Annotated in this window: 17 protein-coding genes; 12 read left to right on the top strand and 5 right to left on the bottom strand. The window is 64.0% G+C overall.

The window, feature by feature from the left end; translation table 11 throughout:
• Window positions 1-3 precede the first annotated feature (3 nt).
• From ccsB to msrQ, 3 genes are all read left to right on the top strand, one after another.
• On the top strand, window positions 4-1,215 hold the full coding sequence (gene ccsB / locus P0D87_RS23915) for a c-type cytochrome biogenesis protein CcsB (protein ID WP_053858827.1): 1,212 nt from the start codon (window positions 4-6) through the stop codon (window positions 1,213-1,215).
• Window positions 1,216-1,398: 183 nt separating this feature from the next.
• Window positions 1,399-2,394, top strand: coding sequence for a protein-methionine-sulfoxide reductase catalytic subunit MsrP (gene msrP, locus P0D87_RS23910; protein WP_053858826.1), 996 nt, complete (start codon window positions 1,399-1,401; stop codon window positions 2,392-2,394).
• 11 nt (window positions 2,395-2,405) lie between these two features.
• Window positions 2,406-3,116: a protein-methionine-sulfoxide reductase heme-binding subunit MsrQ gene (msrQ, locus tag P0D87_RS23905; RefSeq protein WP_321175751.1), complete on the top strand. Its 711-nt coding sequence runs from the start codon at window positions 2,406-2,408 to the stop codon at window positions 3,114-3,116.
• 90 nt (window positions 3,117-3,206) lie between these two features.
• On the opposite strand, the gene lysA is transcribed toward msrQ, so the two are convergent.
• Both lysA and P0D87_RS23895 read right to left on the bottom strand, forming a co-directional pair.
• Entirely contained in the window at window positions 3,207-4,469 is a 1,263-nt protein-coding gene (lysA, locus tag P0D87_RS23900) for a diaminopimelate decarboxylase (RefSeq protein WP_053858824.1), read from the bottom strand.
• Between the two features lie 9 nt (window positions 4,470-4,478).
• On the bottom strand, window positions 4,479-4,853 hold the full coding sequence (locus P0D87_RS23895; RefSeq protein ID WP_053858823.1) for a lipoprotein: 375 nt from the start codon (window positions 4,851-4,853) through the stop codon (window positions 4,479-4,481).
• A gap of 35 nt (window positions 4,854-4,888) precedes the next feature.
• Between P0D87_RS23895 and cyaY the strand changes: the two genes are divergently transcribed.
• Window positions 4,889-5,206 (top strand): iron donor protein CyaY, encoded by a 318-nt coding sequence (cyaY, locus tag P0D87_RS23890; RefSeq protein WP_053858822.1) that lies wholly within the window; start codon window positions 4,889-4,891, stop codon window positions 5,204-5,206.
• Window positions 5,207-5,301: 95 nt separating this feature from the next.
• Here cyaY and P0D87_RS23885 read toward each other — a convergent pair whose 3' ends face one another.
• Window positions 5,302-7,695: a penicillin-binding protein 1A gene (locus P0D87_RS23885; protein WP_408637068.1), complete on the bottom strand. Its 2,394-nt coding sequence runs from the start codon at window positions 7,693-7,695 to the stop codon at window positions 5,302-5,304.
• 254 nt (window positions 7,696-7,949) lie between these two features.
• On the opposite strand from P0D87_RS23885, the gene pilM reads away from it, so the two are divergent.
• The 7 genes from pilM to P0D87_RS23850 all read left to right on the top strand — a co-directional run bounded on the left by pilM (window position 7,950) and on the right by P0D87_RS23850 (window position 15,367).
• Window positions 7,950-8,942, top strand: coding sequence for a type IV pilus biogenesis protein PilM (pilM, locus tag P0D87_RS23880; RefSeq protein WP_029971258.1), 993 nt, complete (start codon window positions 7,950-7,952; stop codon window positions 8,940-8,942).
• Window positions 8,939-9,679: a hypothetical protein gene (locus tag P0D87_RS23875; RefSeq protein ID WP_053858820.1), complete on the top strand. Its 741-nt coding sequence runs from the start codon at window positions 8,939-8,941 to the stop codon at window positions 9,677-9,679. Before pilM ends, P0D87_RS23875 begins: the two co-directional genes overlap by 4 nt.
• Window positions 9,676-10,611, top strand: coding sequence for a hypothetical protein (locus P0D87_RS23870; protein ID WP_053858819.1), 936 nt, complete (start codon window positions 9,676-9,678; stop codon window positions 10,609-10,611). The genes P0D87_RS23875 and P0D87_RS23870 overlap by 4 nt, the downstream gene beginning before the upstream one ends.
• 113 nt (window positions 10,612-10,724) lie before the next feature.
• The gene (locus tag P0D87_RS23865; protein WP_408637067.1) at window positions 10,725-12,344 is read left to right on the top strand and encodes a type IV pilus secretin PilQ; all 1,620 of its coding nucleotides are present in this window, start codon (window positions 10,725-10,727) and stop codon (window positions 12,342-12,344) included.
• Window positions 12,345-12,450: 106 nt separating this feature from the next.
• Window positions 12,451-13,002, top strand: coding sequence for a shikimate kinase AroK (gene aroK, locus P0D87_RS23860; RefSeq protein ID WP_006052245.1), 552 nt, complete (start codon window positions 12,451-12,453; stop codon window positions 13,000-13,002).
• Window positions 13,003-13,010: 8 nt separating this feature from the next.
• Window positions 13,011-14,087, top strand: coding sequence for a 3-dehydroquinate synthase (aroB, locus tag P0D87_RS23855; RefSeq protein ID WP_035570640.1), 1,077 nt, complete (start codon window positions 13,011-13,013; stop codon window positions 14,085-14,087).
• Between the two features lie 68 nt (window positions 14,088-14,155).
• Complete coding sequence (locus P0D87_RS23850) at window positions 14,156-15,367, top strand: deoxyguanosinetriphosphate triphosphohydrolase (protein WP_053858817.1); 1,212 nt, start codon at window positions 14,156-14,158, stop codon at window positions 15,365-15,367.
• Between the two features lie 78 nt (window positions 15,368-15,445).
• Here the strand turns inward: P0D87_RS23850 and P0D87_RS23845 are convergent, their stop codons facing one another.
• Together P0D87_RS23845 and P0D87_RS23840 are read right to left on the bottom strand one after the other, a co-directional pair.
• Complete coding sequence (locus tag P0D87_RS23845) at window positions 15,446-15,826, bottom strand: ElaB/YgaM/YqjD family protein (protein WP_006052248.1); 381 nt, start codon at window positions 15,824-15,826, stop codon at window positions 15,446-15,448.
• Window positions 15,827-16,210: 384 nt separating this feature from the next.
• Window positions 16,211-16,936, bottom strand: coding sequence for an OmpW/AlkL family protein (locus tag P0D87_RS23840; protein ID WP_006052249.1), 726 nt, complete (start codon window positions 16,934-16,936; stop codon window positions 16,211-16,213).
• Window positions 16,937-17,123: 187 nt separating this feature from the next.
• Here P0D87_RS23840 and P0D87_RS23835 point away from each other — a divergent pair, with 187 nt between their 5' ends.
• Window positions 17,124-17,831, top strand: coding sequence for a transposase (locus tag P0D87_RS23835; protein ID WP_006052250.1), 708 nt, complete (start codon window positions 17,124-17,126; stop codon window positions 17,829-17,831).
• The last annotated feature ends 279 nt before the right edge of the window (window positions 17,832-18,110 follow it).

Here is an 18,110-nt window from a genome sequence, read left to right as displayed (position 1 = left end):
ACCATGGACTTGACTCAGGTTTCCTCATCCTCTCCTTCCTCCTCCCGGCCTGCCAGGGCGGCCGCGGACGAAGCGCTCAACGCGGCTCAATACGACGAGCGGCCGTTTCTGAGGCGGCTCGGCATTGTCGACTGGCTGTTCGCCCTCGCGATGGTCGCGGGCGCCGGGTTCGCGCTGACGCGCTATCACCCGTTCATGAATTACTACGACAAACTGGTGCTGGTGTGCTCAGTGCCGGTGTTCGTTGTGCTCGGCTGGCGCTGGAAACCGGTGCGTCCGCTGATGGCGGGAATCGCGGCGCTGTCGCTGCTGGCCATCCAGATTTATCACGGCGATCTGAGCCGCGCCGACAACGCGTTCTTCCTGAAATACTTCCTGTCGAGCCAGTCCGCGATTCTGTGGATGAGCGCGCTCTTCGTCTTCGCGACCGTGTTCTACTGGATCGGCTTGCTGTCCCGTTCGCCGACGGGCGGCGCGATCGGCTCGCGCATGACGTGGGTTGCGGTGCTGATGGGTTTTGTCGGCCTGATGGTGCGCTGGTACGAGTCGTATCTGATCGGCGCGGACGTCGGCCATATCCCTATCTCGAACCTGTACGAAGTGTTCGTGCTGTTCAGCCTGATCACCGCGCTCTTCTATTTGTACTATGAGCAGCACTACAACACGCGCGCGCTCGGCGCCTTCGTTCTGCTCGTGATCAGCGCCGCCGTCGGCTTCCTGATGTGGTACTCGGTTGCCCGCGACGCGCAGCAGATCCAGCCGCTCGTTCCGGCTCTGCAAAGCTGGTGGATGAAGATCCACGTGCCCGCGAACTTCATCGGCTACGGCAGTTTTGCGTTGTCGGCGATGGTGGCGGTCGCGTATCTAGCCAAGGAGCGCGGCGTGCTGGCCGATCGTCTGCCGGCGCTCGAAGTGCTCGACGACGTCATGTACAAGTCGATCGCCGTCGGTTTCGCGTTCTTCACGATCGCGACGATTCTCGGCGCGCTGTGGGCGGCCGAAGCGTGGGGCGGTTACTGGAGTTGGGACCCGAAGGAAACGTGGGCGCTGATCGTCTGGCTGAATTACGCCGCCTGGCTGCATATGCGTCTGATGAAGGGGCTGCGCGGCGCGGTTGCCGCATGGTGGGCGCTGACCGGCCTGCTGGTCACGACGTTTGCGTTCCTCGGCGTGAATATGTTTCTGTCGGGCCTGCATAGTTACGGCAAGCTGTAATATCCGCCGTTCTCAACCGACAAAGAACCGCCGCGTGTTTCACACCGGCGGTTTTTTTATGGCTGGCGGAATATTTGCGCATCGAATGTGTTTGTTTTATAGAGCGCGCATGGATAGCCCGACGAGCGATCATCACCTGGCCCCGTTAGATGTTCCAACGCAAGGGCCGCAAGGAGCAGCACGATGTGGATCAAGCGAAGCGACAAGATTCAACTCACCGGCGACGATATCGCTCGCAGCGAAATCACGCCGCAGCACATTTTCGAAAACCGGCGGCGCGTGCTGCAGGCGGCCGGCGCGTTGGCGCTCGGCGGTCTGATCGGCGTGAACGGCGAAGCGCTGGCTGCGTACACGTCGACCGATCCGAAGGCGCAGAAGCTCAGCGCGAAGACCAACGCGAAGTTCGTCGCGCTCGACAAGATCACGCCGTTCAAGGACATCACCAGCTACAACAACTACTACGAGTTCGGCACCGATAAGTCCGACCCGGCGCAGCACGCGGGCACGCTGCGTCCGCGTCCGTGGAAGGTGAGTGTCGAAGGCGAAATCAAGAACCCGAAGGTGTATGACATCGACGAGTTGCTCAAGCTCGCGCCGCTCGAGGAGCGCGTGTATCGGCTGCGCTGCGTCGAAGGTTGGTCGATGGTGATTCCGTGGATCGGCGTGCCGCTCGCGGAGTTGATCAAGCGCGTGCAGCCGACCGGCAACGCGAAATACGTACAGTTCATCACGCTCGCGGATCCGTCGCAGATGCCGGGGCTTTCCACGCCGATACTCGACTGGCCTTACTCGGAAGGCTTGCGCATGGACGAGGCGATGAATCCGCTCACGCTGCTCACCATGGGCGTCTACGGTCAGGTGCTGCCGAATCAGAACGGCGCGCCGGTTCGCATCGTGGTGCCCTGGAAATACGGCTTCAAGAGCGCGAAGTCGCTCGTGAAAATCCGCTTTGTCGAGAAGCAGCCGCCGACGAGCTGGAACACGTACGCGTCGAGCGAGTACGGGTTTTATTCGAACGTGAACCCGAATGTTGATCACCCCCGCTGGAGCCAGGCGACCGAGCGGCGCATCGGCGAAGACGGATTTTTCACGCCGAAGCGTAAGACGCTGATGTTCAACGGCTACGGCGATCAGGTCGCGTCGCTGTATCAGGGCATGGACCTGAAGAAAAACTTCTGAGCGACATGACGATGGCTTCCGACACTCAATCCGTCGCTCGCACAGAGCGCAACGCGCCACGAGCGCAGGCTCGCGCAACGCAGACGGCGGGCGCAGCCGCGAAACGGCCGAGCGCCGGCGCGCGCTGGGTCGTGCCCGCGAAAATCGCGGTGTTTATCGCGGCGTGGTATCCGCTTGCGCGCATCGTGTTGTTCGGCATGACCGACCGGCTCGGCGCCAACCCGATCGAGTTCATCACGCGTTCCACGGGTCTCTGGACGCTCGTGTTTCTGTGCATCACGCTGGCCGTGACGCCGTTGCGTCGTCTGACAGGCGTCGCGGCGTTCGTGCGCTTTCGCCGCATGCTTGGGCTCTACGCGTTTTTCTACGCGACGCTGCATTTCACGACGTACCTGTGGTTCGACAAGTGGTTCGACGTCGCTGAAATCGTCAAGGACATCGGCAAGCGGCCGTTCATCACCGTGGGCTTTGCCGCTTTTGTGCTATTGATCGCGTTGGCTGCCACGTCGCCGCGCGCAATGGTGCGCAAGCTCGGCCGCCGCTGGCAGACTTTGCATCGTGCGATCTACGTGATCGGAGCGCTGGCGATTCTGCATTTCTGGTGGATGAAGGCCGGCAAACACGACCTGATTCTGCCGAAGATCTACGGCGCGATCATGCTGGCGCTGCTGGGCTGGCGCCTGATCGTGTGGCTGCGAGCGCGCAGTTTGAAGCCGCGTTAGACAAGCGCGCGCGCCGCAAACAAAAAAGGCGATGCCACGGAGGGCATCGCCTTTTTTATTCGATCGCCTGTTGAGGCGTCGCGTCGCTGGTTACGCCGGCAAGATCGCTTCGCCCGCAAACAGTTGCTGGACTTCCTCGCGCGCGCGGACCACATGCGCCTGTGTACCATCGACCATCACCTCCGCTGCGCGCGGACGCGTGTTGTAGTTCGAACTCATCGCGAAGCCATAGGCGCCGGCCGAACGAATCGCGAGCAGATCACCCGGCTCCACGGACAGCAGCCGCTCGCGTCCAAGCCAGTCGCCGCTTTCGCAAACGGGACCGACGATGTCGTAGACATGCGCCGGCACGTCGCGCTTAACCGCGGCGTCGATCGCGTGATACGCGTCGTACATCGCGGGGCGGGCGAGATCGTTCATGGCCGCATCGACGATGGCGAAGTTCTTTTCAGCGCCCGGCTTCAGGAACTCGACGCGCGTGAGCAGCACGCCCGCGTTGCCGACGAGCGAACGGCCCGGCTCGAAGTACACCTCGCGATGGCCGTGGCCGCGCGCCTCGATCCGATCGAGCACGGTGCGCACGAACTCGCCGATATCCGGCGGCGTTTCGTCGTCGTAGGTAATGCCCAGACCGCCGCCCACGTCGATATGACGGATCGTGACGCCGTCCTGCTCGATCTGCTCGACCAGTTCCAGAACCTTGTCGACCGCGTCGAGATAAGGCGCGATCTCGGTAATCTGCGAACCGATATGGCAGTCGATGCCGACCACCTCGAGGTTCGTCATGGCCGCGGCCGCCTGATAGGTCGCGCGCGCATCTTCGAACGCGACGCCGAACTTGTTCGACTTGAGCCCGGTGGAAATATACGGATGCGTTTTCGCGTCGACGTCGGGGTTCACGCGCAGCGAGACCGGCGCCTTCTTGCCCATTTGGGCAGCGACCTGATTCAGCCGATCGAGCTCCGGTATTGACTCGACGTTAAAGCACTTGACGCCCGCCGCGAGCGCCTCGCGCATTTCGTTGGCATGCTTGCCGACGCCGGAAAACACCGTGTTTTCCGCTTTGCCGCCGGCGGCCAGCACGCGCGCCAGTTCGCCGCCCGACACGATGTCGAAGCCCGCGCCGAGGCGCGCGAACACGTTCAGCACCGCTAGATTGCTGTTGGCCTTGACGGCGACGTGCACGCTCGCGCGACGGCCGGCGCATGCGCCGGCGTACGCGTTCCACGCGGCGGTGAGCGCGGCGCGCGAATAAACATAGAGCGGCGTGCCGAACTGTTCGGCGAGCGAAACGGCGGACACGCCTTCGGCGTGAAGCACGCCGTCGACGTAGTCAAATGCAGGTCGAGTCATGCGAAGGTCTTATTGAGCGGGAGTGGCGGCGGGCTGCGAGGTCGGCTGCGAAGCTGCCTTTGCAGCCGATGCAGCGGAAGCTGCGGACGTAGGCGATGCAGACAGCTCATCTGCCGGTGCAAGCGAAAGCGGCGTGCCGGAAGTATCGGGAATGGAGTCCGAGTCGGTAGCGGTTTCTGCGCCCGGTTTCACTTCATCAGGCGACGACGGCTGCGTGCGGTCGATCGGCTTGGCCGGCAACGGCGGCACCGTGGGCAAATAGAGCGAACCGCGTTGCCCGCAACCGGTGAGCGAACCGCCGAGCGCGCAACCTGCGAGAATGGCTAAACCCGCTACAATCGCGCGGCCGGGCGCCGCCGCGCGCATCCGAGATACGACTCGCATGACTGTCCCTGAATAAATAATCGATGGAGTTTAGCATGTCCGATAGTGATTACCTGACCCGCGCGGAGGCCGCGCTAGCCGTCATCGAACGCGCTTTGGACGACACCGAGGCCGACATCGAACTCGAGCGCAGCGGCAACGTGCTGACCCTCGAGTTCGCGAATCGCTCGAAGATCATCGTCAACCTGCAACCGCCTATGAGCGAGATCTGGATCGCCGCGAAAGCGGGCGGTTTTCACTACCGTTTCGTCGACGGCGAGTGGCGCGACACGCGCAGCGGCAAGGAGTTTTTCGAGGCGCTCTCCGAATACGCGACGCAGCAGGCTGGCGAACCGGTCCGCTTCGAGGCCTGAACGCAGAGTCGGGCTGTCGACGGAAAGAAGGTCAAAAAAAGCCGCCGCGCAGATCATGCGCGGCGGCTTTTTTCTTTAGCAAGCGGGACGCTATGTCAGTGCCCGCGGAACAGATTCATGATGTCCTGCTTCTCCTGCTCGCCGACCTGTGCCGGCGCGGCGGATGCGGCGCTCGCTTCGTCGAGCGCAGCCTGGCTGATGCCGACCGTCGAGACAAAGCCGTGCCCCGGCGTGAATTCGTCGAAATACAGTTCGGAGCCGATTTCGGTCACGCCATCGGGCTTCGGCATCTTGTAGTCCGGCACGCCTTTGAGCGCGCGTCCCATGTACTCGATCCACACCGGCAACGCGAGGCCGCCGCCGGTTTCCTTGTCGCCGAGACTACGCGGGTTGTCGTAGCCGATCCACGCAATCGCCGTGAGCGTGTGCTGATAGCCGGCGAACCAGGCGTCGCGCGAATCGTTCGTCGTGCCGGTCTTGCCGCCGAGATCCGTGCGCTTGAGCGCGTTGGACTTCGCGCCCGTGCCGCGCTGCGCGACGCTTTGCAGCAGGCTGTTCATCACATACGCGTTGCGCGGCTCGATAGCGTGCGGCGCGCTTTGCTCGGCGACGAGCGGCTGTGCGTGTGCGACGACGACGCCGCGCGGATCGGTGACTTCGGCGATCAGGTACGGGTTGATCCGATAGCCGCCGTTCGCGAACACCGAGAACGCGCCCGCCATCTGCAGCGGCGTGACGAGACCCGCGCCGAGCGCCATCGGCAGATACGCCGGATGACGGTCCGCATCGAAGCCGAAGCGCGTGATGTACTGCTGCGCGTACTTCGTGCCGATGTGGTTGAGGATACGAATCGACACCAGGTTTTTCGACTTCTGCAACGCGGTGCGCATGCTCATCGGGCCGTCGAAACCGCCGCCGTAGTTCTTCGGTTCCCACGGCTGGCCGCCCGTTTCCGCGGCGCTGAAAAAGAGCGGCGCGTCGTTGATGACGGTTGCCGGACCGAGTCCCTTTTTGAGCGAAGCCGAATAGATGAACGGCTTGAAACTCGAGCCCGGCTGACGCCATGCCTGCGTGACGTGATTGAACTTGTTCTTGTTGAAGTCGAAGCCGCCGACGAGCGCACGAATCGCGCCGTCCTGCGGCACGACGGAAACGAAGGCGCCTTCGACTTGCGGCAACTGGGTGATTGCCCACTCGCCTTCGTCGTTCTTCACCAGACGAATGATCGCGCCAGCCCGCAGCCGCTGATTCGGCTGCGCGCGTGCGCTTAGCGCCGATTGCGCGAAGCGCAGGCCGTCGCCCTGAATGGTCGCCACATTGCCGTCGATAAACGTGGCCTGCACCTGCTTCGGGCTCGCCGCGGTCACGACTGCCGCAATGATTTCGCCGTTATCCGGATGCTCGAGCAGCGCGTCGTCGATGGCCTGCTCGCGGTCGTCCGCGTCCGACGGCAAGTCGATGAACGCCTCCGGGCCGCGATAACCGTGGCGCCGCTCATAGTCCATCAAACCTTTGCGCAACGCGCGATAGGCGACGTCCTGATCGGCGGAGTCGATCGTCGTCACGACGTTCAGGCCGCGCGTGTACGCTTCCTCGCGGTACTGCGCGTACATCATCTGCCGCACCATTTCCGCGACATACTCCGCGTGCACGCTGAATTCCTTGCCGGCGCCCTTGACGACGAGCGGCTGACGGCTCGCTTCGTCGTACTGCTGCTGGTTGATGTAATGCAGCTCGTACATGCGCTGAAGGATGTACTCCTGGCGCACCTTCGCGCGCTTCGGATTCACCACGGGGTTATACGCGGACGGCGCCTTCGGCAAGCCGGCCAGCATCGCAGATTCCGCGAGCGTCAGGTCCTTCAGATCCTTGCCGAAATACACGCGTGCCGCGCTCGCGAACCCATATGCGCGCTGACCCAGATAGATCTGATTCATATACACCTCGAGAATCTGATCCTTGCTGAGCTTCGACTCGATCTTGTACGCGAGCAGCATCTCGTAGATCTTGCGCGTATAGGTCTTCTCGCTGGACAGGAAGAAGTTGCGCGCGACCTGCATCGTGATCGTGCTCGCGCCTTGCGTCGCGTGGCCATTGGTCAGCGCGACGAAGCCGGCGCGCGCGATGCCCGTCAGGTCGACGCCGCCGTGATCGTAAAAGCGCGCGTCTTCAATGGCGAGCACGGCCTTCTTCAGGCTGTCGGGCACGTCCTGAATGCGGACGATGTCGCGGCGTTCTTCGCCGAACTCACCGATCAGCACGTGATCGGCCGTATAGATGCGCAGCGGCACTTTCGGCCGGTAGTCGGTGAGCGCTTCGAGCGAGGGCAGGTTAGGCGTCGCGACCACGAGCGCATAACCGAGCACCAGCAGCACGCACGCGATGCCCGCGACGATCAGGCCAAAAAACCCAAGCAGGAGCTTGAGCCACAACGGGCGTTTGCGCTTAGGCGGCGCGGGCGGCGGAGAGGTGGGAGACGTGGATTGCATATAGGCACCAAAAAACAGTCCCGCGATTATAGCCGCCCCGCTTTTCAGCTTTCGGCATGCTTACTGACAGTTCTTTACAAGTCTCCGCGCCACGTTGAATGAGGCCTCACTGTAGCTGCTTTGACGATCGCCGGCGCGTCGGTTTCGACGACGTTGGCCGTTTGGCTGAGTGTCGCTCAGACGCGCCGATGCGCACAATCCTCCTCGCTGCTCGCGTTCGAATCGTTCGCCGCGCGAGTCTCAGGGAGGGCGTGATGACAATAAGAAGTTCATGGCTGGAAGCTGTGCAGGCGGGTATGCAGCGTTTCGCTGCGGGTATCGACGTGAGTTCGCAGGACGTGCGGCTCGTCGTGGTGAGTCAGCGTGCGCGAGCCTGCGCGTCGTTGCAGATCGAATATGTGCGCACGGTGCCGTTGCCGCCGAATGCAATGGCCGGCATCGAGATCGCGGATCGCCAAGCGGTCTCGCGCGCGTTGCGCGATGCGTTTGCCGATCTGCCTCATTCATGCGCGACGTCCGCATTGCGATGCGCGATGGCGGTGCCCGCGTCCGCGACGCTGACCGCTACGGTCCCGCTCGCACGCCTCGCCGTGCAAAGCGGTGGCGCCGAAGACGGCGGATATGAACTCGCCGAACTCGAACCGGCGGTGATGAGCGAAGTGGAACGCATCGCGGGGCTCGAGCGGCATGCATTGGCCGTCGACTGGTTTGTCGATGACCGGCCGTCGCCGGTTCGTTCGGTGACGATTGCCGCGACCGCGCGTCAGCATATCGAAGCGCGCATCGAATGCGCGGCGGCCGCGGGCATTTCGCTGACCGCGATCGACGGCGAGCCGCATGCCGCGCTGCGTGCGATGCGCTACGCGGCGAGTCGCGAGCTCGATCCACATGAACCGTATGTGGCGCTGTGGATCGGCGCCGACGGCGTGCAAGGCTGGCGTCTCGTCGACGACAGCGTCGCCGCCGAAATGCGCTACCCCGCGCCTGAGCATTCCGATCTCGCCGATGCGTTGCGCGATCTGGCGCATGGCCCGGAGTGCGACTGTGCGCTGGTGGGCGGCGAACTCGATCTGCTCGAGGGCGTCGGCTTCTCGATGGCGGATATCGCGGATGTTCTCGGCTGCACCGTGTTGCCGTTCGAGTGCGGCGCATTGGGCGGCGTCGCGCGCAAGCTGAGCGATCCGCTGCTGCACGAACCGGCAGGCGCCGTTGCATTCGGGCTTGCATTGCGCGGGGTGCTCGAATGAGCGCGGCCGCTTTCGATGCAGGGCGTCTCGGCGCGGCGGCGCAATCGCATGTCGCGCGCGATATGCGCCGGCTGCGCGCCGCGCATTCGTTCACGCCGAGGCTCGGCGGTTTCAATCTGCTGCCGCACAGACAACGCGACGCGCGGCTTGCGCGTCGGCGGTGCGTCCTTCTATGGGCCGCCGCCGCGTTGGCCGGCTGCGCTGCTGTGGTTGCGCTCGCCGGATATCAGATGGTCGAGAAAGCGCGGCTCGATGCGCAGCGCGAGTCAGCCGAGCAGGCGCTTGCGCAGCTCGCCGCTCCGCTGGCCGAGCATACGAAGCTGCTGCGCGCGCGCGACAGGCAACGCGATGAAGCCGCCCGCGCAAAACGTCTCGCCGAGCCGCTCACCTATTTGCGCGATCTGCTCGATGCGCTGAGTTTCGAACCTGGCGACGGTGTGCTGTTGCAGCAGCTTCGCCAGCGCGAGCATGAGACCGAGCTCGTGGCGAGTTCGCGAGCGCACATCGATTCCGCGCAGTGGCTCAAGCGCCTCGGTGCGATACGCGGTGTAGAGAGCGCGGAGATGAGCGAATCGCATCGCGCGTCGGGCAAGGCGAATGCCGCGGCGAGCACTGCCGGCTCAACGGAGTTCGGTGCCCGCCTGCGCTGGGAGCACACCATAAAAAATACGGCCGAGCATGCGGGCCTGGCGGCATCGCCGAAAACGAGCGCCGATCACAGCGGAGGTTTGAAATGAGTACGACGTTTATCGACTTCGGCGGCGCGCAACAGCCAGGCTCCATGCTGGCGCATTGGATCAAACGTGCGCGCGCACCGCTGCATACATGGAGCAGGCGTCGCCGCTGGGCGGTTGCGTTGCTGATTGCGCTGGTGGTGTTCGGCCTCGGTGCGCATGGCTGGATCGTGGCCGATCTCGGGCGCCTCGAAGCAAGCCGCGCGGCGCTGCATGCGAGCGCGCAGCGTCTCGCGGAGGCAAAGCGTGCGCTTTTGCAATTGCCCGCGTTGCGTCGCGAAGCCGATGCGGCGAGCGGAACGACAGGAGGCGCGTGGCCGTCGCGGGCGCAATGGACTTCGGCGGATGACGTGCGCGTCGTCTCCGAACTCGCCGCGCAAAACGGCGTGATGTTGCTGGCCGTGGAGCCCGGCGCCGCGAGCGGCACGGGCGCACAAAGCGAGCGACCGTTGCAGCTCGCGGCGCATACGGACTTCGTTCATCTGATGTCGTTCCTGCGTGGCTTGACGGAGTTGCCGGTACTGATGGTTCCCGTCGACGTCACGATCAAGCGCGATGCGGCGTCGCTCTCGGTGAACGCGACGCTGCGCGTGTACAGCGGTTTGCGCCCGGCGCCTGTGAGCCTCTCGGTGCAGGAGCTCGCCGACGCAAGCCTTGATTCGGATGACGAAGAAGATGTCGTGTTCTTCGACCCGTTCTCGCCTGCGCAGATGCAGGCCGCGATCGACTCGCCGGGACTCGCGCAACTGCGTCTCGTTGGATTGCTGCATGACCGCGCGCGCGGGCTGGCGTTAGTCGATACGCCGGACGGCGCAGCGACTGTCGCGTCCGGTCAGCAGATCGGCGACGAGCGCTTCACGCGCTTCGATGCGTCGGGTATCACGCTCGCCCGAGGTGATGCGGCGCGCACGCTGCTGCTCGTGGAGGCTTCGTGATGAGCATCAGGAAGGTCTTGTGTGCCGACGCGCGGTCGATTGTGGGCGCTGTTCTTCGCCGTGCGGCCCGCGCATGCTCCGGCTCTGGGCTGCCGATTAGCGTGTGCGTCAGCATGGCAATCGGCGTGGCGCTGAGTGCCGGCATCGCGCATGCCGCGATTCCATCGCTGCCACCGTTGCCTGCCTATCTGCCGCTCGACGAGGCATCGTCGCCTTCCGACGCGCGCTACGATGCCCCGCCGCTGCCACGCGGCACGATCGCCGAGACGCCGAACCCGTTCCGCGACGATTCTCCCGATGACACGGCGGTCTCGCACACGACGCCTGCGCTGGCCGATCGAACCCACACGGGCGATGCAACCGACCCCGCCGACGGCTCCGCGCCTCTTGGCCCGCAAGCGGCAGCCTTAAGTCGCGAGGCCGCTGCGACATCATCCGCGCTCGAAGGCCCGCCCGTCCCGTTGCCGCCGCTCGCACGCCTGAGCGGCGCGCCGAAAACCGCCGCCGACGCCTCGCTAGCCGCCGACGACAAGCCGATCTCGCTGAACTTCCAGCGCGCCGAGCTGGGCGCGGTGCTGAATGCGTTTGCGCAATTCACCGGCTTGAACATCGTCGCGAGCGAGAGAGTGCGCGGCGCCGTGTCGCTGCGCCTCGACAAAGTGCCGTGGCGCGTCGCGTTCGACACGCTGCTCGACGTTCACGGCCTCGCGATGGAGCGCCACGGCAACGTCGTGTGGGTCGCGCCCATCGCGGATCTGGCGGCGCGCGAGCGGCAGCGCTACGAGGCCCACGCGCGGGCCGCCGATCTCGAACCGCTCGCGAGCCGCACATTCCAGTTGCACTATGCACGCGCCGAAGACGTGCGGCGTCTGTTGACCGGCTCGGGCAACCAGCGCGTGCTGTCGAAGCGCGGCGCCGTGACCGCCGATCCGCGCACGAATCTGCTGTTCGTGACCGACCTGGAGGGCCGCCTCGCGCAGATAGCCGCGCTGCTTGCTTTCGTCGACCGGCCGACGCGGCAGGTGCTGATCGAGGCGCGCATCGTCGAAGGCGAGCATGGTTTTTCGCGCAATCTCGGCGTGCGGCTTTCGATGGCGGGCACCAGCGCCGACGGCACCACGCGTGGCCTCAGCGGCGGCAAGGACGGTCTGGTCGCCGATCTGTCAGCGCGGCCGATCGCGGGCTTCGACGCCGCCACGGCCGGGCTCACGCTGTTCGCGGCCGGCGCGACGCGGCTTCTGAACATCGAATTGAGCGCGCTCGAGGCCGAAGGGCGTGGAGAGGTCGTTTCCAGTCCGCGCGTCGTTACCGCCGACCGGATGAAGGCCGTGGTCGAGCAGGGCACCGAACTGCCGTATCAGGCGAAAGTCGGGCAGGGCGTGTCGGGCGTGCAGTTCCGGCGGGCCACGCTGAAGCTCGAAGTCGAGCCGCAGATCATGCCGGACGGCCGCGTCGTGCTAGACCTCGATGTGGCCAAGGACAGCGTCGGCGAACAGACCGATGCCGGTCCCGCGATCAACACCAAGCACGTGCAAACCCGGGTCGAAGTGGAAGATGGTGGTACGGTGTCGATCGGCGGAATCTACGCGACGGACGGTCGCGACGATGTGACTCGGGTGCCGCTCCTGGGCAAAATACCGGTTTTAGGCGCGCTTTTCCGCCATCGGGCTCATCGCGACCAGCGCAGCGAACTGGCTGTTTTCATCACGCCGCGCGTCGTTCAGACGAATTGAGGGCACGCGCCCGCCGCGCGAAAGCGGCGGCGCGCAGGCTCGACAAGGCAGCCGCTTTGCCAGTAAGCTGCGGCACGAACCATACCGGATTAGCCAGAGGACACCGTTGCAAGCGCGGGACGCACACGCCAATGTATTTTTTGTAGGGCTCATGGGGGCAGGAAAGACCACCGTGGGCCGGGCCATTGCGCGCCGTCTCGATCGCCCGTTCTTCGATTCGGACCATGAAATCGAAGCGCGTACGGGCGCGCGCATTCCGGTCATCTTCGAGCTCGAGGGCGAAGCCGGCTTTCGCGACCGCGAAGCGAGCGTCATTTCGGAACTCACGGAGCGCGACAACATCGTGCTGGCAACCGGCGGCGGCGCCGTGCTTCGGCCGGAAAACCGCGCGGCGCTGCAAAACCGCGGCGTCGTGATTTACCTGCGCGCGAATCCGCACGATCTGTGGCTGCGCACGCGGCGCGACAAGAATCGTCCGCTGCTGCAAACCGAAGACCCGAAAGCGCGGCTCGAAGCGCTCTACGAAGTGCGCGATCCGCTCTACCGCGAGTGCGCGCACTTTGTGATTGAAACAGGCCGGCCTTCGGTCAACGGACTCGTCAATATGGTTCTGATGCAGCTCGAGATGGCCGGCGTCGCCAAACATCCTGCGTCATAATGGGCCGTATGATTACCGTCAACGTCGAACTGGGCGAACGCGCCTACCCCATCCATATCGGTGCCGACCTGATCGGGCAGACTGCGCTGTTCGCGCCGCACATTGCGGGCAATTCGGTCACGATCGTCACCAACACCACCGTCGATCCGCTCTATGGCGACACGCTGCGCGCGGCGCTTGCGCCGCTCGGCAAGCAGGTGTCCACGGTCGTGTTGCCCGACGGCGAGGCGTACAAGAATCTCGAAACGCTGAACCTGATTTTCGACGCGCTGCTCGGTTCGCGCGCCGACCGCAAGACGACGCTGATCGCGTTGGGCGGCGGCGTGATCGGCGATATGACGGGTTTTGCGGCGGCCTGCTATATGCGCGGCGTGCCGTTCATCCAGGTGCCGACCACGCTGCTCTCGCAGGTCGATTCGTCGGTGGGCGGCAAGACGGGCATCAATCATCCGCTCGGCAAGAACATGATCGGCGCGTTTTATCAGCCGCAGGCCGTGATCGCCGACATCGGCGCATTGCGTACGTTGCCCGCGCGCGAACTGGCGGCGGGTATCGCCGAGGTCATCAAGACCGGCGCGATTGCCGACGCCGGCTTTTTCCGCTGGATCGAGGCCAACGTCGAGGCGCTCAATCGCTGCGAACCCGCGGCGCTCGCGGAGGCGGTCAAGCGCTCATGCGAGATCAAGGCGTCGGTGGTCGCGCAGGACGAACGCGAAGGCGGGCTGCGCGCCATTCTCAACTTCGGCCACACGTTCGGTCACGCGATCGAAGCGGGCCTTGGCTACGGCGAGTGGCTGCACGGCGAGGCCGTCGGCTGCGGAATGGTGATGGCGGCGGATCTGTCCGTGCGTCTCGGCTATCTCGACGAAGCGTCGCGCAAGCGGCTCGTCGACGTGATCGTCGCCGCGCATTTGCCGACCCGCGCACCCGCGCTCGGCGAATCGCGCTACATCGAACTGATGCAGGTCGACAAGAAGGCGGAAGCCGGCGCGATCAAGTTCATTCTGCTGAAGCGTTTCGGTGAGACGCTCATCACTCAGGCACCCGACGCCGAGGTGCACGCCACGCTGGCCGCCGCCGTCTGATACGCGGACATTCCAGCAAGGCGCCGCGCACAGCGTCGAGCGGCGCCGCCCATGTTTCGGAGAAGCCGGTGACAGACAGGCGCAGCGACGATGTAAAGCAGCAACCCGCCGCAGCCGCAGCCGCGGCCGCGCTCGGCGCGCTCACGCAGGAAGCGCTCGAAGCGCATCTCGCGCCATATGCCGCGCACGCGGCGCATTCGCGCGGGCGCCGCTATCCGGAAGCCCCGCCGAGCGCGCGCACCGAGTTCCAGCGCGACCGCGACCGCATCGTTCATTCGACGGCGTTCCGCCGCCTCGAATACAAGACGCAGGTGTTCGTGAACCATGAGGGCGACCTGTTCCGCACGCGTCTCACGCATAGTCTGGAAGTCGCGCAGATCGCGCGCTCCGTGGCGCGTAACCTGCGCGTGAACGAAGACCTCGTCGAAGCCATTTCTCTTGCCCACGATCTCGGCCACACGCCGTTCGGTCATGCCGGCCAGGACGCGCTGAACGAGTGCATGCGCGAGCACGGCGGCTTCGAGCACAATCTGCAAAGCCTCGCAGTGGTGGACGATCTCGAGGAGCACTATGGCGCGTACAACGGCCTGAACCTGTGTTTCGAAACGCGCGAAGGCATTCTCAAGCATTGCTCACGTGAGAATGCGCGGCGGCTCGGCGCTTTAGGCGAGCGGTTTCTCGAAGGGCGTCAGCCGTCCATCGAAGCGCAGATCGCGAATGTCGCCGATGAAATCGCCTACAACAATCACGATGTCGACGACGGCCTGCGCTCGGGTCTACTGACCGTCGAGCAACTCGCCGAAGTCGAGCTTTGGCAAACGCACTTCGAAGCGGCGCGGCGCGATTTCCCGCAGATCGAAGGACGCAGGCTGATTCACGAGACGGTGCGGCGCATCATCAATACGCTAATCGTCGATCTTATCGACACGACCAAGCTGAACCTTGCGCATCATGCGCCCGATTCGCTCGACGCCGTGCGCGCGGCGCCGGCGCTCGTCGCGCATAGCGAGCTGATCGCGGCTCAGGCGGCGGCGCTCAAGCGCTTTCTGTTCAAGAACCTGTACCGCCATTACCGCGTGATGCGGATGGCCAACAAGGCGCGCCGCGTCGTCGTCGGTCTGTTCGACGCGTTCACCGACGATCCGCGGCTCCTGCCGCCCGGCTATCAGTCGACCGACGCCGCGCTGCAACCGCGCCTGATCGCGCATTACATCGCGGGCATGACGGACCGCTATGCGCTGAAGGAGTATCAGCGCCTTTTCGTCATCGACGACAACTGAGCGGCCACGACGGCGACGCCGTAGCGTGCCGCGGTGGCCGCGCGCCTGGCAAGCGCGCGTTCGCAGTAGCCGCGCCTGTCAGCGCACCCGCGAGGCAAACAGCGCGCCTACGATCAACGCGACGCCGCCGACAATCGCCAGCGTCTGCCACGGATTCTCATGCACGTAGTCGTCGGCATCGGCTAGCGCGACGTTGGCGCGTTCGCGCACGGCTTCGCGCGTGTCGCTTAAACGGGCGCGCGCGTTGTCGAGCTGCTTGCGCAATTTGCCGCGCAGTGCGACGGCGTCGGCCTGCGTGCCGTCCGCCAGGGTGGACTCAAGCTCGGACATCAGCGTGCGCAGTTCGCCTGCAATGTCTTCGGCCGCGTGGCGGCTGTGTCGCGCAATGCGTCGCGCGCGGCGGCTCGTGCTGGTCCAGGATTCGCCGAGGGCGTCTCGCGTATTCGGAAGTGCTGTCATGGTCGCTCCGTCGATGAGGGTGAAAAAGGCCCACGTTCACGGTTGCGTTAAACCTGATCGCAACGCAGGAAACACCAGCAGAACGCAACTTCGGTGCCACAGCCGAATGCTCCGCCCACGGCGGCGCGCGCCGAATTTCCTCAGCACATATTGCCTTCGCGACGGGTCAAATTTACAAACGCAGCGGCAACGGGACGCGCGGCATCGGTAAAGCCGGCGCGGTGGCCTGCGGCGCGCACAAAATAAAAAACGCCGCCATTGGATGAATGACGGCGTTGTTCAAGCCCCGGAAATTCGACTACCCTAATCGCACGGCATGGTTCGATGCCCGCGCGTTGAACGCTGTGCGAAGCGGGCGTTCGGAGCGACAGCAAAAAGCGAGTGTTAAAAGCGGTAACCGATATTGACGTACGTAACGATCGGGTTCAGCTTGATCTTGGTTTCCGATTGCACATTGAGCGTGCCGACCGGCGTCTTCGCCTGCGTGTTCAGTTTGGCCGTCGTGCTGAGCGGCAGGTACGACACCGAAGCGCCCGCGAACCAGTGCTCGTTGAACGCGTAAGTGAAACCCAGATTAAACACCGGCTCCCACGAACTATCCGTAGTGACGCTGGTCGGACCATGCAGGACGTTTGCCTGAAATGCGCCGTTGGTGATCTTCTCGTCGGTGAACCAGATACGGCTCACGCCGATACCGAGATACGGACGGAACGTAGCAGTGGGGGCGTTGAAGTAGTACTTGAACAGCAGCGTCGGGCTCCACTGTTTCGCCTGCCCGATCTTGCCGAATTGTTCGAGGCTGCCGCTGCCGTTCAGGTCGAACGAAGGCGGATAGCCAACCACGAATTCGGTCGCGATATGGTCGGTGATGAAGTAGCCAAGAGCCAGGCCGATGGTGTCGGCCGAACTCAGCGTTGCTCCGGTGTTCGGTTCGGTGATGTTGGTCGGACTACCGCCGATGCTCGTCACTTTCAGGGGCTTGCTGCTCGATTGAGGCGCAAGATGGAACCAGCCTGTTGTGACGGTAAAGCTACCGGCCGATTGTGCGTATGCTGCCGTTGTCATGCCGGCTAGCATCGCGGTCCCCACTACGGCCTGTTTTAATTTCATATGTGCTCCTCCAAAAAAGGCCCGCTCATTATGAACACAACGTTTGAAACTAACCATACGCGGCGGTTAGAGTTTTCTCCCTAAGCCACGCGCGCTTTCTGGCCTGGCCGCGCCGCGCCGAATCTCCGGCGCATGCGGCTCTTCGGACCTTCGGGTATGTACCAACGCGACTATCGGATACTTCAGCATGGCACGGCTTGCACGTCTTTATGTTCCTGACCAGCCGCAGCACGTCATCCTCCGCGGACTCGATCAGCAGCCTGCGTTCGTCGACGACCAGGACTATGAATTGTTCATCGACTGTTTGAAAGCGGCTTCCCGCGACCATCACCTGTCGATCCACGCTTATGCGTTGATGCCGGGCGCGGTTCAACTGCTCGTCACGCCGACCGAGGAGTCGAGTCTGCCCAAGGCGATGCAGGCGGTGGGGCGCCGCTATGTGGCGCACTTCAACCGTCGCTACGCACGGCGCGGCACGCTGTGGGAAGGGCGTTATCGCGCCACGGTGATCGAGGGCGAGCGGTACTTTCTGCTGGCGAGCCGCGTCGTCGAAATGTGTCCGGTGCGCATGCAGCTCGTGAGCGCGCCGGAAGACTACCGGTGGTCGAGCTACCGGCATCACATCGGTCTCACGCTCGACAGCCTGATCACCGACCATCCGCTTTACTGGTCGCTCGGCAATACGCCATTCGAGCGGCAACGCGCGTACCGCGAGCTCTGCGAACAGCCACTCGACGAACGCGAGGCAAGCCAGCTTCAGCAGGCCACCTTAAAGGGCTGGGTGCTCGGCAGCGACACGTATCGCGAATGGGCGGCGCGCGCGGCGAACCGGCGCGTGTCTCCGTTGCCGCGCGGACGGCCGCGCAAGGTTCGCGAGACGCCGCAGACGCAATAAACGCAGCGAGCGCCCACGCTCGATAGGCAATCAGAATCAACGGTTTAGGTTTTGAACGGCATTCGGACATGCCGTTTTATTTTGCCCATTTTCGATATGGCACCAATAAAAGCGAGCCGCAATGCACCAAATTGATAATTGGGGATCGAACGCAACGTTTTATTTGCTATTCCGTTGATTCGTCGCGTATATTCCGAATTCCGGCGTTTTTGATATGTGCAGGATGCAGCCTCAGAAGCGCCTTCGCCGTTGCGGGTGTGCACGTGCGGCAATAGAAAA

The organism is Paraburkholderia sp. RL17-368-BIF-A (genome assembly GCF_046054045.1).
Lineage (GTDB): Bacteria > Pseudomonadota > Gammaproteobacteria > Burkholderiales > Burkholderiaceae > Paraburkholderia > Paraburkholderia graminis.
Note: the sequence above shows the minus strand (reverse complement) of the source record. Positions and strands in the feature narration are given on the sequence as shown.

Coding starts and splice junctions, on each gene's coding strand:
- P0D87_RS23835 (WP_006052250.1), top strand. CDS start 17,124: ATGGCACGGCTTGCACGTCTTTATGTTCCTGACCAGCCGCAGCACGTC.
- lysA (WP_053858824.1), bottom strand. CDS start 4,469: ATGACTCGACCTGCATTTGACTACGTCGACGGCGTGCTTCACGCCGAA.
- pilM (WP_029971258.1), top strand. CDS start 7,950: ATGACAATAAGAAGTTCATGGCTGGAAGCTGTGCAGGCGGGTATGCAG.
- P0D87_RS23865 (WP_408637067.1), top strand. CDS start 10,725: ATGGCAATCGGCGTGGCGCTGAGTGCCGGCATCGCGCATGCCGCGATT.
- P0D87_RS23875 (WP_053858820.1), top strand. CDS start 8,939: ATGAGCGCGGCCGCTTTCGATGCAGGGCGTCTCGGCGCGGCGGCGCAA.
- P0D87_RS23845 (WP_006052248.1), bottom strand. CDS start 15,826: ATGACAGCACTTCCGAATACGCGAGACGCCCTCGGCGAATCCTGGACC.
- msrQ (WP_321175751.1), top strand. CDS start 2,406: ATGGCTTCCGACACTCAATCCGTCGCTCGCACAGAGCGCAACGCGCCA.
- msrP (WP_053858826.1), top strand. CDS start 1,399: ATGTGGATCAAGCGAAGCGACAAGATTCAACTCACCGGCGACGATATC.
- P0D87_RS23885 (WP_408637068.1), bottom strand. CDS start 7,695: ATGCAATCCACGTCTCCCACCTCTCCGCCGCCCGCGCCGCCTAAGCGC.
- P0D87_RS23870 (WP_053858819.1), top strand. CDS start 9,676: ATGAGTACGACGTTTATCGACTTCGGCGGCGCGCAACAGCCAGGCTCC.
- P0D87_RS23895 (WP_053858823.1), bottom strand. CDS start 4,853: ATGCGAGTCGTATCTCGGATGCGCGCGGCGGCGCCCGGCCGCGCGATT.
- P0D87_RS23840 (WP_006052249.1), bottom strand. CDS start 16,936: ATGAAATTAAAACAGGCCGTAGTGGGGACCGCGATGCTAGCCGGCATG.
- aroB (WP_035570640.1), top strand. CDS start 13,011: ATGATTACCGTCAACGTCGAACTGGGCGAACGCGCCTACCCCATCCAT.
- ccsB (WP_053858827.1), top strand. CDS start 4: ATGGACTTGACTCAGGTTTCCTCATCCTCTCCTTCCTCCTCCCGGCCT.
- cyaY (WP_053858822.1), top strand. CDS start 4,889: ATGTCCGATAGTGATTACCTGACCCGCGCGGAGGCCGCGCTAGCCGTC.